The sequence below is a fragment of the Acinetobacter sp. P37 genome (assembly GCF_057480965.1).
Genome location: NZ_JBLIYY010000005.1, coordinates 1 through 14,523 on the forward strand (window position 1 = coordinate 1; position 14,523 = coordinate 14,523).

Consider the following 14,523-nt stretch of genomic DNA (forward strand, 5'->3'; position numbering starts at 1 on the left):
CCCGAACTCAGAAGTGAAACCTCTTAGCGCTGATGGTAGTGTGGGGTTACCCATGTGAGAGTAAGTCATCGCCAGCTCATTATTCGAAACACCCCCTGACTAGTGCAGGGGGTGTTTTTTTATGTCGGGAAAAAGGGAAAAGAAGAATAGAAAAATAATAAGAGAAGCAAATTCAAAAAATAGGAAAACGAGAGATATTTAAAGAAAATAAAACTAAAATGCTCAATCCATCTATATGATTTTAAAATCTTTTGCTAATGAAAATGTGTAATAAATCAATATAATAAAATCGTTTGTTTCATTAATAATATATAGGGTATTTAAGATGTTTTTAAAAAAATTATTAACTATAGTTTTATTTGCATTTGTTTCTTTAAATACTACAGCTGGCGTGTATCAGGATAAACTAAGTGAATGTTTGGTAAATAAAATTTCAGCAGAAGAGAGTCAGAACTTAACGGCTTGGATTTATTTGGCATTTTCAGCACATCCAGAAATTTCTAAGTATAGTAAAGTGACGTCCGCTGAGATGCAAAAGATTGATAAAAATATGGCAAATTTATTTCAAGATTTATTTACTAAACGTTGTAATGCTGAAATCAAAGCTGTTACAGAAAATGAAGGAACAAATGCTTTGGGTAAAGCATTTGAACTATTGGGGAATCGTGCAGCTGAGAACCTGATGAAAAATCCAGTTGTTGAAAAACGTATTGCATCATTTGCACAATATTTTGATGAAGATAAAATGCGTGAATCGATGAAATAAATTGAATTGGACTAGGTGAATGTATTTGACAGTTGATATTCGCTTAGTTCATTACTCACTCTTTTTAAAGAATATAATAATTGCCCTAATAATACATTTTTTGATGTCAAGACAACTAATATCATGGGGTGTTGAGGGTGAGAGATCGCTGTAAGTAATGCTTTACCATTTTCAGCATCTAATGTAATGGTTCTACAACCAATTAAATTAATTTCGTTAGTAAAAGCTTGAACCATTGCTAAGATTGAACTGCTTACAGCTGCAAGTTTTCCAGAATTTTCAATATTTTTCTTTTCTATAGATTTTAATTCAAAACCATCAGTTGAACATAACATCATATATTCAACACCGGACACATCAGAAATTAACTCCTTCATGAGTTTATGTGCTTGTTCAATAAGCTGTAGTGGTGCTGAACGTGTTGTACGAATTGCTGTATTCATAATATCTTCATTAGATTGAAAGTTGAACTTCGGCTTTTGCAATAAGTGCTTCTAGAATAAAAAGAATGTCTTTTTTATTTCTAGCATCGATATAAAAAATGGGGTGATGTATCTGTTGTGAATCCTGCCATTCTTTATAAAGTTTGGTGGATTTATACTGCGTACTGTCTAAATGTGTAATCGCGATGATGATGTTTTCATTATTTTCAGAAAAATAATTTAAATAATCATTCAGCTGCTGAATTGGATGGTCATGTGTATGATCAATCAAAATAATTGTACCAATCGCGCCGTTACAAATGGTATTCCATATAAAGTTAAATCTTTCTTGGCCCGGTGTACCATATAAACCAAGTTTAGTACTATCGGCGAGAGTAAGTTCACCGTAATCGATTCCAACAGTAGTCAACATTTTTTGATGCGCATTTTGATCAGTATTAAGCGCTTCTGTACTCAGTACAGGAATATCAGAAATACTTTGAATAGCAGTGGTTTTTCCGGCACCCATCGTTCCGGCAAATACGATTTTGTATTGCTGTAAAATCATAATGAAATTTTAGATTCCTAATTTTTTTCGAAGACTACGGAAAAAACTCTGTAGTGGATTTGAAGATTCTTGAGCTGTTTTTTGGCTATGATATACAGTCGCCATGGCTGGAATCTCTTCTATGATTTCAGCTATGTGGCATGCAAATAAATAGCGATTGATAATGTTTTGGCTCAAATGTATTTGTTCAGCGATATATTGAGTAGAACTACCTTCCATAAAAAAAGCGGATATTTTCAATAGTGATTGTCGCTCAGCACAATGTATAGGCTGTGGCCAATGCAAAAGTTTATAGTGGCTTGTGTAATTGGGGGGAGTATCATCTACGTAATCCCAAACAAATTGCCATAATCCATGCTGTAAATTTATTGATTCCAACCCATATTTAAAAGCAACAACTGTATTTGTATCTGCTGGAATGAGTGTGATTTTAGAATTTTGTGTGATTTGTATATTTTGTTCTATCCAAAACTCATTGCTTAAGTTATCAATGAGTGCGATTGGTTTTTGATCTAAAAGCAATAGTTGACGTTGATGTTTATTTAAATCTTTAAAAGCCTGTGAGATCTGGAGTGCATTTAATTTAGGTTTTGTGTCTTGAACAACAATAGGATTGGACACATTTACAGGATTAATGTCTCGGAACCTTAACGCAACTGAATGCTCTAACCAATGCTCAAATTGATTGGTATTTGTTAGGGGTAAAAACAGGGTATCGTGTTCGATTTGATTTGCTTTCAATTCATTTTTTTTAAGTTTAAGTATGATTAAAGCTTCGTGCCTTATTTTATTTATATTCGGCAGGTCGATAAAGTCATCATTGATTAATAGGACTTGGAGTTTCGAATCTGCAATGTTTGTCCAATGAATAGTAAAAGTTTCAGATAGCTTATTTGAAATAATAGATTTAATGTCATTGATAACATTTAGATTTAAGCCAAAGATAGAAATATATAATGTGCTATTCACGAAATTGTCCAGAAAAACTGGGTTATTTCTGGTGAAATAACCCAACTTTAAATTAAGAAAAATCTAATTCTTTTTCGAAATGTTTAAGTTCATGGCGAGCCATAGCAAGGTTTGATTTACTACGGTCTAATACGAGGTAAAGAAATAATGCTTCATTTGAGTCGAGTGGGCGGATTAAGTGATATTGTTTACCCAGAGTAATTAGAATGTCTTCAATAGAGTCATTTAAATTCAACGCTTTGGCAACTTTACGCTTTGAGCGTACAACTTCAGTATTACCAGCAGCAGCTAATTCTAAATCGATGTCGTTATTGCCTTGTGTCGCCATAGCAAGGCCACTTTCGCTGTCAACCAAAGCTGCAGCAATAAAACCGTCAATGTCTGTTAAAGCGTTTAAAGATAATTTGGCCATTATTAACCCCAATAAATTATATGTTAATCAGTAATATAGTTTTACTGACCTATATGATATTAGCTAAAAATAATGAATAAACAATGCTAAAAAAATCAGCTGGTTGATTATTGTTAATAATAAATAAAGTAAAAATGGTCTTTAAACGATTCTTGGCTGCTAATAGTTGTAGGATTGTGTAGAATATTTAAACTTTTTATAGAATTGTTGTATATGAAATTCAATTAAGGTTGTTGTTTTATAAGAGTTTTTTTATTAATAGATTTAATGTATTATTTCATTAATTTAATATACAAAAACGATTATATAAGATGAAATAAATATTAAAAATATATGCTGTTTGTTTGTTTATTGCTCATTAAAATACATCATATAATATTATTCTAGAATCTATATTTGTGATTTAAGTCTATTAAATTCAAGTATTTGTGATATATGTTAAAAGTTCAATCATGGGGTAATAGGATTGAACTTTACTTCTTATAATGCACTTTTTAAATTATTTCGATGTTGTTTCACTTGTTTTGCATAACGTTTGCCTTGTTTTTTCATTTTTCGATTGGTGTTATAAGCGGTAGGTCCGACATTATAGTAGGCTAAAGCTTTTGGCATGCTGCCAGCGGCATTTTTATATTTAGTTAAAATAAATGACCCACAATTAATATTGGTTAATTCGTCATATAAATCCCCAGGGCATGTTGCTTGCCAATAACGTGGCATCACCTGAGTTAAACCGACTGCACCTGCAGGTGAACTGACATAAGGGCGGAAAGTTGATTCTTGGCGAATAACAGCAGCCAGTAGTAAAGGATCTAAGTTGTATTGATCAGCAGTTTGCACAATGTAGGGCGACACTCGGTTTGCAGTTTCAGGATTGACTGAATAGGCCTTTTGTATCCCTGATGAAAGTTTAATGGCACGTTTTTCTACAGAGCCACCACCGAGTGATGAGCATCCAGAAATCAGGGTTACAGATATAATAACAGTTGAAAACTTTAAGCTGTGTGCGCTTAGGAGCGACGAAAGATGAGTTGAAACGCGAGTTTTATTCAGTACATTCTGCATTTATATTCACTTTAAAATAATCATGGCTAAGTGTAATTTCTAAAGCGATATTATGAACTGGAGACTTAGAGGTCAATATTTTCTTAAGATACTCTGTACAGTGAAATTGTAAGAATTGATGGAAATGTACTCAAATTACATAATTATTTAAGTGAAGAGAGAAAAACAGATAGCATTACTTGTGTCAGTATTTCTCTCTTGACATGGTACTTATTAAGATTGTGGGGACATTCAAATCCCGAGAACTTTAGTTATAAAAAACTAGAATATCCACTCATGAAATATCCGTATTTGAAAAAGCTATAACTTTTTTCAGAGGTATGAATGGAATCTAAGTATAATTTAAAGTGTTTTAAGCATCCAAATTTCGCATGCTTGGCTATGACCTGTATTGCCCTTGGGAGCTTGTAAGTGTTGAAATCCTACTTTTTCATAGAGTTTTACCGCTTGTCCAAGTGTATGTGTAGTTTCTAAATAACACGCTTTAAAATTATGATCTTTGGCGAATTGAAAACAAAGTTCTAAAATATCTTTGGCTAAGCCATGACCACGTAATTCAGGCATAAAATACATTTTTTGGATTTCTAAAATGCTTGAATCTCCAGCTAAAGGAGAAAGGCCGCCACCACCTAAAATTGTACCGTGTTGATTTTCAATAACCCAATATTGTGCATTTGCTTGCGCATAGACGTGATATAAATCATCTAAAATTGGATCTGCAACGGCAAATCCTGATTCAGGTGCTAATCCAAATTCTTTGGAAACTGTGCGAATGACATTGGCAATGCTTGCATTGTCTTCAAATTGAAGTGGTCGGATCTGAAACATAATCATCGAAAAACAAAAAGATGGATTGTTTATAGACTGATCCTATATAAAAATCCATCTTTAAGTTTCAAATTGCTCAAGCAAAGTAATTATTTTAATTCGCTTGAACTTTTACCCAGTTCACGTCGTGCAACGATTAATTGTTGAATTTGCTGTGTGCCTTCAAATATATCGAGGATTTTTGAATCACGTGCCCATTTTTCCAATAATTCATCTTCGTTATAACCAACTGCAGCTGCGAGCTCTACACACTTTAAGGTGATTTCATTACCTACACGGCCTGCTTTTGCTTTAGCGATGGATGCTTCACGTGAGTTAGGTTTTTTGTTGTCAGCCATCCATGCAGCTTTGAGCATGAGTAGACGTGCTGCTTCCCAGTCTGCTTCCATTCGGTAGATTTGTGCAGCAATATTCGAACTTTGTAAGATGGGTGTTGAATACTGTTCGTCTAATTCATCTTTAAAGATTTCTTTAATTCGCTCTAAAGATGCCTTTGCACAGCCTATAGCCATCGCAGCAACGAGTGGGCGAGTATTATCAAAAGTTTCCATAACCCCAGCAAAACCCTTTGCTACATCAATTTCAGCATTGCCTAATAAGTTTGCAGCAGGGACACGACAATCTACAAAACTAATGGCAGCAGTATCAGAAGCTTTAATACCCAATTTATGTTCTAGGCGTTCTACAGTCATTCCTGGTGTACCTTTTTCAACAACAAAGGATTTAATCGCTGCTCGACCTAATTTTTTATCTAGTGTTGCCCAAACCACCACTGAATCAGCACGTTCGCCCGAGGTAACAAAGATTTTTTCACCATTGAGGATGTATTCATCGCCATCTTTCGTCGCTGTTGTCCGAATTGCTGCTGAATCAGAGCCGCAATTGGGTTCTGTAATGGCCATAGCGGCCCAAGTTCCTTTTAAGCGTTCTAGTTGTTCATCATTGGCTACTGCGGCAATAGCCGAGTTTCCAAGCCCTTGTCGAGGCATACTGAGCAACAGACCTGTATCTCCATAGCACATCTCGATGATACTGAGGGCTGTTGACATATTGACACCGTTTTTATTACCCGTGTCTGTGTCGCCACGTTTATTGACGGCAGCACCTGCATTCATGCCATCACCGCCATCATTCATACCGTCGACGAGGGAAGACAACATGTCTAACTCTTTAGGATAGGCATGTTCGGCTTTGTCATATTTACGTGAAATAGGACGTAGAACATTTAAAGCGACTTCATGGGCTTGGTCGATCAGCAATTTAAATTTTTTCGGATTTTGTAAGTTCATGGACATTTCCTTGTTTTTATTTTGCTGAATTAAGCATGTAAGCCAGATTGAAGAATCGCTGTGGCACGTAAGTCTCGATACCAACGTTCTACGGGATGTTCTTTGGTAAAGCCGTGACCACCTAATATTTGCACGCCATCGGTCCCAATTTTCATTGACTTTTCAGCACATAGCACGCGGGCTAAATAGGCTTCACGATGAAAAGGCTTGCCGGCTTCGGCTAGACTTGCTGCATTAAGGATGAGCATATGCATGGCATCTATTTCGATTGCCATATCTGCAATCATAAATGCCACACTTTGACGGTGCGAAATTGGCTCCCCAAAAGCTGTACGTTCGTTTGCATATTGAATGCAATATTTCTTGACTGCAGTTGCGGTACCAACAGCCATGGCACACCACATTAAATTGCCAAGATCGATAAATGAGGTGTAATTGAAATCTTGATCTCCTAAGCGTTGGGCAGGGGTCTGATCAAATTTTAAAGTTACCGTTTCAGTGGCTTTCAAACCCATAGCAGGTGTTTTTTTTGCGCTAATGCTCTGGTCGCGTTGCACAATAAAAACTTCAGGCTGTCCATTGAGCATGGCACTGACTAACAGCACATCTGCCTGTTCGCCTAGAAGGACTAAGGTTTTCTCCCCACTGATTTTATACTGCTGGCCATCAGCAATCGCATGAGTTTTAAGTTGATAGGGATTAAATGCCGCTGTTGCCTCTTGAACCGCAAAGCTTGCACGTAGGGCTGAATCATCTGCAAATGCCGCTAAGTAGGTTGCTTGAACAGATTCGGAACCCCATTGGGTAATGGTGTTGATACAGCTAAATGTCGACAGTAAACCTGCTGTTAAACTAAAGTCACCTTCAGCCAATTGTTCAGCAATTAAGATATTGCTAATGATATTTTTTTCTGCCGCGACGCCACCCAAATCTTCAGGTAAGGCATAATAATTTAGACCTAGATCTTGGATATGTTGCCATAACGCTTCAGGAAATCTTTCCTCTTGATCGGCTTGATGAGCAAGTGGATACAAGACTTCTGTGGCAAACTGCTGCATCGCATCAGCAGTCATTTGTTGTTCTTCAGTCAGGTTTAAATCAAATAATGATTTTTGTTGATTAGGCAAACGTTGCTTATGCACATCTTTGTTGGTCTGAAATACTTTTTGCGTTTGGCTCAAGGTTTTAAAACCAGCTTTTGAGCTCTGATACAAAGATTTTTCAATAAATTTGCGCAGTTTAAACTGATCGAGTACATCACTTCCGGCAATTTTAGTTAAAAGTGAGAGTCCAAAACCTTGTGCCTTGTTTACCATATTGGTCATTGTTGTTTTCCATTTGCGTTGTTCTTATTTAATGCTGACATGCCAAAGATAGAAAAACCATGTCATAAATGACATGCATGATTGTCAAAGATAAACGGCGAGGTTAGGTGGGATTCGATAGATAAATGATTAATTAAGAATAGAAAAGTAAAAAGGCTTAAAAGTATTGTTATTTTAAAATTGACTTGGCTGACATTTGAGTCAGCCAAGTTTTAAGGTCTGTATTGAATGATTATTGATATTTTTGAATCATACGACGAACATTGGTTTTTGCTTCAATGACGGTCATAAAGGTATATGCACCGATAAATTTACGGCTAATAAACATAAACTCTTTAGGTGGAACTGAGAAATAGCGAGATGCCATCGATTTTGACGCTTGTTGCATCACACGGCTATGTAATTGGCTTTTTTTCCAGTCATAGCGTTGTTGTTCGTCCATAACACCAGCAGGGATGTTTGGGTTATTTTCAGTGCTACTAAATGCCTCTGTCGCTAACAAAAAGACTTTAGCCATATCAGGTTTAATACTTTGTGGAATACCATCAAAGAACTCATAACCTGTCATCGCTTTGACCATTTGCTCAGAGCTGTGATGGTAACCCGCGGTAATCAAATTACGCGCAACGCCTAATAGATGCTCATCGAACTGACGGATCGCACCAAAATCGAGGAGAACAATTTTATCTGGCACATCCGCACCATTGCCTAAACGGACCAAATAGTTTCCAAAGTTAGGGTCGGTTTGCATTTCACCCCATTCAAAAATTTCGCGTACGGCAATTTCAAGTGATGCTTCACCTAAGGCATTACGGCGCTCTTGAGGAAGTGACAGCATTACAGGGCTGTTAATCGGCACACCACGTTCAAAAGTCATACACAGTACTTGAGGTGTTGAATAACTTTCAATGATTTGCGGCACGATATAGCGTGGGTCTTCTTTTAAGCGTGCAGCAAAACGGCGAGTGGTATCTGCTTCGATTTTATAATTTACTTCACGATGCATCATTTCACGAACTTCATCAAACCACTGATCAAATTCACGGGTTTGAGGAACCATTCGTGTCAGTTTGAGCATGTTTTTGAATAGATTCATATCCGAATCGATAGCATCTGCCACACCCGGATACTGGATTTTTAAAACCAGTTCTAAGCCATCAGATTTGCGTTTTGCACGGTGAACTTGTGCCAAAGATGCTGTACCAAGTGGCTCATGATCAATCACGAGATCATCAAGCTTTGAGCCAAGTTGATTTTGTAATTGGACTTTGATGGCTGGCCATGCCAATGCAACTGTTTGATTGTTCAGCGTGTTGAGGGCTTGGGTGATTTCTTCAGGCAGAAAATGTTCACCATACAACGCCATCATTTGCCCAATTTTTACAATTGAACCTTTTAATTTACCAATTTCTGCGACGAGATATTCAGCCTGATCTTTCATGGCTTTTTTACGCTTTTTCTCTTTTTCTTCCTCACTCGAAAAAATAGAAGTGGCGTTTGATGCTGCCCAACGAGTTCCCGCAAGTAGCGATGCCTTTGCGATAGATAAGCGTCGATCCATAGAAGACGTTTTCAAGTGTTTGAGCTTATCGTTCTGATCTGACATGTAAATTAAATCCTTTAATCAGCAATTCGCAGAAAAATACATTGTAGCTAATTTTAACGTTTCTTAACGTATTAAAATAGTTCAACTTACTGAATATGCAGTAAGCACTTGCAAACTTAAGCAAGATGCCGCGTAGACAGGTACATTGGAAAGAAAACTATAAACGATATTTGATTTTTACCGTATCGTTTTGCATCAATGCGGCTTTATGTTCTTCAATATGTTGATGAATAAGATGTTGGACAGATTCGTCTTTAAATCCGGCAGCATAACCTTTGACAATAATAATGCTCGGTAAGCTAAAAAATAGGGTGCGTGCGTTTTCTAGACTCGCATTTGGGAAAACTTGATGTTCGATCAATAGTTGCTGAAAAAATGCCTTTTCAGTTTGCACATTTAAAGACTGAGTGTCTTCCCAATAGCTCTGACGCATAGCCATGAGGTTATTGTGCTTATAGCTCATTGGAGCTCCGCATTTAAAATTTAACTGTTTGTATGGGGATGATTTTAAGAAATTAAAGCTTAGGATCAAGTACAAATTGCTAAACAATTGAGCTTGAATTGGTTTTTATTCGTAATTTTCGTCTAATTAGATTTTATAGAATGCTGAAGAAAGGCATAAAGTACACATTTCATTTCAGCGAATGTATCAGACCTCATATATACGGTTATGAAATGCTTTCAAGCGGTGAATAATGCCGTATTTTTATTATAAATAGCATTAAAACAAGGTATCATAGGGCGTTTAAAAAATTATGAACTGGAGACGCCTTAAGTGGATCGACCGACTATTAGCCCTGAACATTTACAGGAAGCAGCTGAAAACCTATCTACAATTCGTGATTATATCCGCTTTGGGGTAACAGCTTTACGTCAATATGATGCCCACTTAGGACAAGGTACAGAAGACTATTTTGCTGAAAGCTCAGCATTGGTTTTACAAACGTTATCTCTAGATTGGAATGCAGATGCGGAAATCTTAGATGCGAAATTATTGCCAAGTGAAGTTGCAGAATTTTTAGCATTGTTAGAACGTCGTATTAATGAAAAAGTTCCGACGTCTTATTTACTAAACTTGTCGTATTTCTTTGGTAAGCCATTTTATGTCGATGAACGTGTACTAATTCCACGTTCTCCAATTGCAGAGTTAATTGAAAACCGTTTTGCACCTTATTGTTTAGGCGAAAATGGCGAGATGGGTTCTGCAGTTAATAATCTACCTGAAAATGCCAATCCAAAAACTCCTCAGCGCATTTTAGATATGTGTACGGGTTCGGGTTGTATCGCGATTGCTTTAGCATATGCATTCCCAGACGCTGAAGTTGATGCAACAGATTTATCTAAAGATGCACTTGAAGTGGCGCAAATTAACTGTGAACACCACAATAAACAATATCAAGTGGCTTTACTCGAGTCTGATTTATTCGCCAAAATTCCAGCAGAAAATCAATATGATTTGATCGTGTCGAATCCGCCATATGTGGATGCTGAAGACATGGCAGATTTACCAGAAGAATTCCACCATGAACCTGAAATGGCGCTTGCTGCGGGTCAAGATGGTTTGGATCTTGTGCGTAAAATGTTGGCACAAGCTGCAGATTACCTGACTGAAGATGGCTTAATTGTGATCGAAGTGGGTAACTCAGAATGGGCAATGCGTCAAAACTTCAATACCGTTGATTTTTACTGGTTACAGTTCCAAAAAGGCGGTACAGGTATCTTTGCATTGACTGCTGCTCAATGCCGCGAATACCGAGATTTATTCATTCAATCTGTTCAAGCATAAGGAGTCGTTTGACATGGCAGGTAATAGTATAGGGCAACTCTTCCGTGTAACGACTTGTGGTGAATCTCATGGCGTTGGTCTGATGGCCATTGTGGATGGGGTTCCACCGGGTATTGAACTGACTGAAGCCGATTTGCAAAAGGATCTGGATCGTCGTAAGCCGGGCACATCTAAGTTTGCGACTCAGCGTAAAGAACCCGATGAAGTTGAAATTATTTCAGGCGTATTTGAAGGCAAAACAACCGGTACATCGATTGGTCTTTTGATCCGTAACACAGATCAAAAATCAAAAGATTATGGCAACATTGCGCAAACCTTCCGTCCGGGTCATGCAGACTATACGTATACACATAAGTATGGTTTCCGTGATTATCGTGGTGGTGGCCGTTCGAGTGCTCGTGAAACTGCGATGCGTGTTGCTGCGGGTGCGATTGCTAAAAAATTCTTGTTTGAGAAATTCGGCATAGAAATTCGTGGTCATGTAACCCAAATTGGTACCGAAAAAGCAGAGAAATTGGACTGGAATGAAGTTCCAAATAACCCATTTTTCTGTGGTGATGCAGATGCTGTCCCACGTTTTGAAGCTCTCGTAACTTCACTTCGTGCACAAGGAACGAGCTGTGGCGCAAAACTGGAAATTATTGCGACGCAAGTGCCAGTAGGTTGGGGCGAGCCTGTATTTGATCGTTTAGATGCAGATATTGCACATGCCATGATGTCCATCAATGCCGTAAAAGGTGTGGAAATTGGTGATGGCTTTGGTGTTGCCGAGCAGTTTGGTCATGAAACCCGTGATGAGTTAACTACGGATGGTTTCTTGGCAAACCATGCTGGCGGCATTTTGGGCGGTATTTCGAGTGGTCAGGACATTCGTGTTGCGATTGCTTTGAAACCAACAGCTTCCATTACTACGCCGGGTAAAACCATTACGATTAATCGTGAAGATACTGATGTGTTGACCAAAGGTCGTCATGATCCTTGTGTCGGTGTTCGTGCAACACCAATTGCAGAGGCGATGTTGGCAATTGTGCTCATGGATCACTTCATGCGTAACCGTGCACAAAATGCGGATGTTGTCGCTCCATTTGCCCCAATTGAACCCAAGTGAGGAAACAAAGTGCTGCTTTGTTCCGAACGCGGTTGGTGAGTAGCGTTAGCGAGTCACAGAGGCTAAATAACAAAGCGCTGTATTGTTTCGAACGCGGTTAGTGAGTAGCGTAAGCGAGTCACACTGATTAGCAAATTGCATAAAAAAACCAGACAATTGTCTGGTTTTTTTATTTCAGTAAAATAGGCCTATGAAAATAAATAGATAAAAAATATGAATATAAGACATGCTTTACTTGATGATATTCAGCAGCTCGAAAGCTTAATGAATACAGCCTATCGAGAGAATCATCCCAAGAGCTGGACCACGGAACATCATATTGTTCGAGGCAATCGAATAAATGTCTCTCAACTCAGTCAACTCTTACAAAAAAAGGATTTTCATCTATATGTGATGGAATCGTAAAATACTCAGATCATGGGGTGTATTGGTATTCAAATGCAGGTTATGAGCTGTGAAATTGGTCATTTTGCAATTCATCCAAATGAGCAAGCTTAGGGCTTTGGAAAAAAATTATTGCAATTTGCAGAACAACAAGCGATGTTGATGGAACCCAATGTTGACGAATTTGTCATGTATGTGATTGATCAGCGATTAGAATTAATAAAATATTATCAACGACGTGGCTATAAGCTAACAAATGAAAATCAAGCCTATGCTCTTCATCTAGAGGTAGGTCAACCGATTTGTGAACTTACAATTAAACAATTAATTAAACGAATAAAATAAAGATCATATGATGTATTTGATCAATTTATAAAGCGAGATGAATAAAAAATCCCAAAAGAAAACATACACTAACTTTTGGGATTTTTATTTTAGACTGTTTGAGCTTAAGAATAAGCACGTAAAAATAGTCGGTAGGCATCTGAAGATTTTTGGTTTTTTAACATATAGTGCGCGATTTCACCTTGGTTGGTATTCATAATCACAGCAATATTTTTTGCGTCATGGAATTGTTTAAGCACAGCATTTGGGATCATCACGGAATTGGACGAATCAATCACATTTGAATTATCTAAACAACGATAATTTGTTTGACCAATTGCATGATAAGACAAAACTTTGCCGTCAATCCCAAAAGATATTTCATTCATATCAAGCTGCTGTTGATCATAAGAATGCAGTGAAAGTGCATACTCACCTTTGTTTTTTTGCCAATCAATTGCAAGTTCAGGACATTTTTGCCCAGCTTCACACAGTAATTGACCTCGAGTAATGGTTCGTTGGATCACTTTGCTGTTTTCAACGGTATTCACACCATTTAGATTCAAAGTTCTTGTTTCAGGTTTATTTTTAGGTACGGTAATACAACCCGTGAGTAGTAGGAGTGTAAATCCTAGAACTAAATAAATTTTCATGTGTTTTTCCATGTTAGCGTTATTTTTATAAGCAATATTTTATTTTGGCGCATATTCACACAGAAAAACAAAAAAGTAAAATACATCACACTTTTCTAGTTTTGTTCGAGCACTGCTTTGATATAAGTAGTGGATATTCAAATAAATAATATTTTTCAGTGATGTTAAGCGAACTTCATAGAAGATTGGATAATTTAAGCAAAATCTGTGATTTTGCGCTATCAATCTGCTCGGGATTGGTTTGTTGAGATAATTGGTCACGTGGTTTTTCACCTAAAAAATATTTGATCCGTTCGGCATTTGCACCTGATGGATGGGGAAGTCCAGCTAAAATCTGTTGATCATTTAAATAGCCTAAGCTGCTTACATAATTTAAAACCTCATCTACACCTTTGCCTAGCGGGATATAAATTGCGTTAGGAAGCTGTTGGACCATAGGAATAAAATAATCATCAATATGTTGTTTTAATAATTCATTTTTTAGCATTGCGGGTGTTGAGCCAGCATAATTTTTTCCATTGACCAAAATGCATTGCTGTAAAACCGAGCACATTTGCACTATATCTTGATGATTGCTAAATAGCTCAGCAGTGGTCTGTATGCCTAATTGATTGTGTAATCCAATATGATCTAGCAGTTGAGTTAAATTTTTACGAATAGGGCCGCTAAAAGCGCCACTATTCTTGGCAAGTTTAAGAATGTTTTCCTCAGATACTTGCTGTTCTAAGCCGACCTTTGCTGCGATTAATGCATTACGCCATTGTTGTTGGCCTGGGCAGATGCCGACGATAACCACTTTTGCATCATGATTTATGGCCTCAAATGGTGCATAAAAGCTTTGAATAGTTCCCAGAGTCTTAAGTAGGAGTAAATCACTTTGAGTTAATTCTTCAATAGCATGTGTTTTGATCACAGATGCGTAGCGAGAGAAAAGTGTTGAATCCGACATAAAACTTCAATTTTTCTAGGTATAAATTTCATTCAGTATTTTAAACCTTTATTTTAAAGATGAAGTATT

General features: G+C 37.3%; 17 protein-coding genes and 1 rRNA gene. 6 read left to right on the forward strand and 12 right to left on the reverse strand.

Annotated elements, in window-relative coordinates; genetic code table 11:
* Both rrf and AC25JC_RS05715 read left to right on the forward strand, forming a co-directional pair.
* A 5S ribosomal RNA gene (gene rrf / locus AC25JC_RS05710) occupies positions 1 to 77 on the forward strand; the annotation flags it as partial.
* 248 nt (positions 78 to 325) lie between these two features.
* Positions 326 to 766 carry a hypothetical protein gene (locus tag AC25JC_RS05715; RefSeq protein ID WP_180035693.1) on the forward strand — a complete coding sequence of 147 codons (441 nt, stop codon included), beginning with the start codon at positions 326 to 328 and terminating at the stop codon, positions 764 to 766.
* Positions 767 to 777: 11 nt separating this feature from the next.
* Here the strand turns inward: AC25JC_RS05715 and AC25JC_RS05720 are convergent, their stop codons facing one another.
* The 10 genes from AC25JC_RS05720 to AC25JC_RS05765 form a co-directional block, all read right to left on the reverse strand.
* Complete coding sequence (locus tag AC25JC_RS05720) at positions 778 to 1,209, reverse strand: roadblock/LC7 domain-containing protein (protein WP_486923638.1); 432 nt, start codon at positions 1,207 to 1,209, stop codon at positions 778 to 780.
* Between the two features lie 10 nt (positions 1,210 to 1,219).
* Positions 1,220 to 1,756: a GTP-binding protein gene (locus AC25JC_RS05725; RefSeq protein ID WP_486923639.1), complete on the reverse strand. Its 537-nt coding sequence runs from the start codon at positions 1,754 to 1,756 to the stop codon at positions 1,220 to 1,222.
* 9 nt (positions 1,757 to 1,765) lie between these two features.
* Positions 1,766 to 2,725 (reverse strand): hypothetical protein, encoded by a 960-nt coding sequence (locus AC25JC_RS05730; RefSeq protein ID WP_486923640.1) that lies wholly within the window; start codon positions 2,723 to 2,725, stop codon positions 1,766 to 1,768.
* A gap of 52 nt (positions 2,726 to 2,777) precedes the next feature.
* Entirely contained in the window at positions 2,778 to 3,137 is a 360-nt protein-coding gene (locus AC25JC_RS05735) for a roadblock/LC7 domain-containing protein (RefSeq protein WP_078193877.1), read from the reverse strand.
* Between the two features lie 480 nt (positions 3,138 to 3,617).
* A complete protein-coding gene (locus AC25JC_RS05740; protein WP_486923641.1) occupies positions 3,618 to 4,202 on the reverse strand; it encodes a lytic transglycosylase domain-containing protein in 585 nt (194 codons plus the stop codon).
* A 342-nt stretch (positions 4,203 to 4,544) separates the two neighbouring features.
* Positions 4,545 to 5,030 carry a GNAT family N-acetyltransferase gene (locus AC25JC_RS05745; RefSeq protein ID WP_486923743.1) on the reverse strand — a complete coding sequence of 162 codons (486 nt, stop codon included), beginning with the start codon at positions 5,028 to 5,030 and terminating at the stop codon, positions 4,545 to 4,547.
* Between the two features lie 89 nt (positions 5,031 to 5,119).
* Positions 5,120 to 6,319 carry an acyl-CoA dehydrogenase family protein gene (locus tag AC25JC_RS05750; protein ID WP_180005578.1) on the reverse strand — a complete coding sequence of 400 codons (1,200 nt, stop codon included), beginning with the start codon at positions 6,317 to 6,319 and terminating at the stop codon, positions 5,120 to 5,122.
* Between the two features lie 29 nt (positions 6,320 to 6,348).
* Complete coding sequence (locus AC25JC_RS05755; protein ID WP_486923744.1) at positions 6,349 to 7,635, reverse strand: acyl-CoA dehydrogenase family protein; 1,287 nt, start codon at positions 7,633 to 7,635, stop codon at positions 6,349 to 6,351.
* 241 nt (positions 7,636 to 7,876) lie between these two features.
* Positions 7,877 to 9,250, reverse strand: a complete 1,374-nt coding sequence (locus tag AC25JC_RS05760) for an ABC1 kinase family protein (protein WP_180041466.1) — start codon at positions 9,248 to 9,250, stop codon at positions 7,877 to 7,879.
* Positions 9,251 to 9,407: 157 nt separating this feature from the next.
* Entirely contained in the window at positions 9,408 to 9,713 is a 306-nt protein-coding gene (locus AC25JC_RS05765) for a hypothetical protein (RefSeq protein ID WP_180109864.1), read from the reverse strand.
* A gap of 312 nt (positions 9,714 to 10,025) precedes the next feature.
* Here AC25JC_RS05765 and prmB point away from each other — a divergent pair, with 312 nt between their 5' ends.
* The 4 genes from prmB (at position 10,026) to AC25JC_RS05785 (ending at position 12,873) form a co-directional block, all read left to right on the forward strand.
* Positions 10,026 to 11,036, forward strand: coding sequence for a 50S ribosomal protein L3 N(5)-glutamine methyltransferase (gene prmB, locus AC25JC_RS05770; RefSeq protein ID WP_180085082.1), 1,011 nt, complete (start codon positions 10,026 to 10,028; stop codon positions 11,034 to 11,036).
* A gap of 13 nt (positions 11,037 to 11,049) precedes the next feature.
* Positions 11,050 to 12,144: a chorismate synthase gene (gene aroC, locus AC25JC_RS05775; RefSeq protein ID WP_078193870.1), complete on the forward strand. Its 1,095-nt coding sequence runs from the start codon at positions 11,050 to 11,052 to the stop codon at positions 12,142 to 12,144.
* Positions 12,145 to 12,357: 213 nt separating this feature from the next.
* Positions 12,358 to 12,549, forward strand: coding sequence for a hypothetical protein (locus AC25JC_RS05780; protein ID WP_180023577.1), 192 nt, complete (start codon positions 12,358 to 12,360; stop codon positions 12,547 to 12,549).
* 111 nt (positions 12,550 to 12,660) lie between these two features.
* A complete protein-coding gene (locus AC25JC_RS05785; RefSeq protein ID WP_486923642.1) occupies positions 12,661 to 12,873 on the forward strand; it encodes a hypothetical protein in 213 nt (70 codons plus the stop codon).
* A gap of 104 nt (positions 12,874 to 12,977) precedes the next feature.
* Here AC25JC_RS05785 and AC25JC_RS05790 read toward each other — a convergent pair whose 3' ends face one another.
* A complete protein-coding gene (locus AC25JC_RS05790) occupies positions 12,978 to 13,505 on the reverse strand; it encodes a hypothetical protein (RefSeq protein WP_486923643.1) in 528 nt (175 codons plus the stop codon).
* A gap of 175 nt (positions 13,506 to 13,680) precedes the next feature.
* Positions 13,681 to 14,454, reverse strand: a complete 774-nt coding sequence (locus AC25JC_RS05795) for a hypothetical protein (RefSeq protein ID WP_486923644.1) — start codon at positions 14,452 to 14,454, stop codon at positions 13,681 to 13,683.
* Between the last annotated feature and the right edge of the window lie 69 nt (positions 14,455 to 14,523).

Bases quoted from the DNA above. Each gene is read 5' to 3' on its own strand.
- AC25JC_RS05715 (WP_180035693.1), top strand. From the start codon at position 326: ATGTTTTTAAAAAAATTATTAACTATAGTTTTATTTGCATTTGTTTCT.
- AC25JC_RS05720 (WP_486923638.1), bottom strand. From the start codon at position 1,209: ATGAATACAGCAATTCGTACAACACGTTCAGCACCACTACAGCTTATT.
- AC25JC_RS05725 (WP_486923639.1), bottom strand. From the start codon at position 1,756: ATGATTTTACAGCAATACAAAATCGTATTTGCCGGAACGATGGGTGCC.
- AC25JC_RS05735 (WP_078193877.1), bottom strand. From the start codon at position 3,137: ATGGCCAAATTATCTTTAAACGCTTTAACAGACATTGACGGTTTTATT.
- AC25JC_RS05740 (WP_486923641.1), bottom strand. From the start codon at position 4,202: ATGCAGAATGTACTGAATAAAACTCGCGTTTCAACTCATCTTTCGTCG.
- AC25JC_RS05745 (WP_486923743.1), bottom strand. From the start codon at position 5,030: ATGTTTCAGATCCGACCACTTCAATTTGAAGACAATGCAAGCATTGCC.
- AC25JC_RS05750 (WP_180005578.1), bottom strand. From the start codon at position 6,319: ATGAACTTACAAAATCCGAAAAAATTTAAATTGCTGATCGACCAAGCC.
- AC25JC_RS05755 (WP_486923744.1), bottom strand. From the start codon at position 7,635: ATGGTAAACAAGGCACAAGGTTTTGGACTCTCACTTTTAACTAAAATT.
- AC25JC_RS05760 (WP_180041466.1), bottom strand. From the start codon at position 9,250: ATGTCAGATCAGAACGATAAGCTCAAACACTTGAAAACGTCTTCTATG.
- AC25JC_RS05765 (WP_180109864.1), bottom strand. From the start codon at position 9,713: ATGAGCTATAAGCACAATAACCTCATGGCTATGCGTCAGAGCTATTGG.
- aroC (WP_078193870.1), top strand. From the start codon at position 11,050: ATGGCAGGTAATAGTATAGGGCAACTCTTCCGTGTAACGACTTGTGGT.
- AC25JC_RS05780 (WP_180023577.1), top strand. From the start codon at position 12,358: ATGAATATAAGACATGCTTTACTTGATGATATTCAGCAGCTCGAAAGC.
- AC25JC_RS05790 (WP_486923643.1), bottom strand. From the start codon at position 13,505: ATGAAAATTTATTTAGTTCTAGGATTTACACTCCTACTACTCACGGGT.
- AC25JC_RS05795 (WP_486923644.1), bottom strand. From the start codon at position 14,454: ATGTCGGATTCAACACTTTTCTCTCGCTACGCATCTGTGATCAAAACA.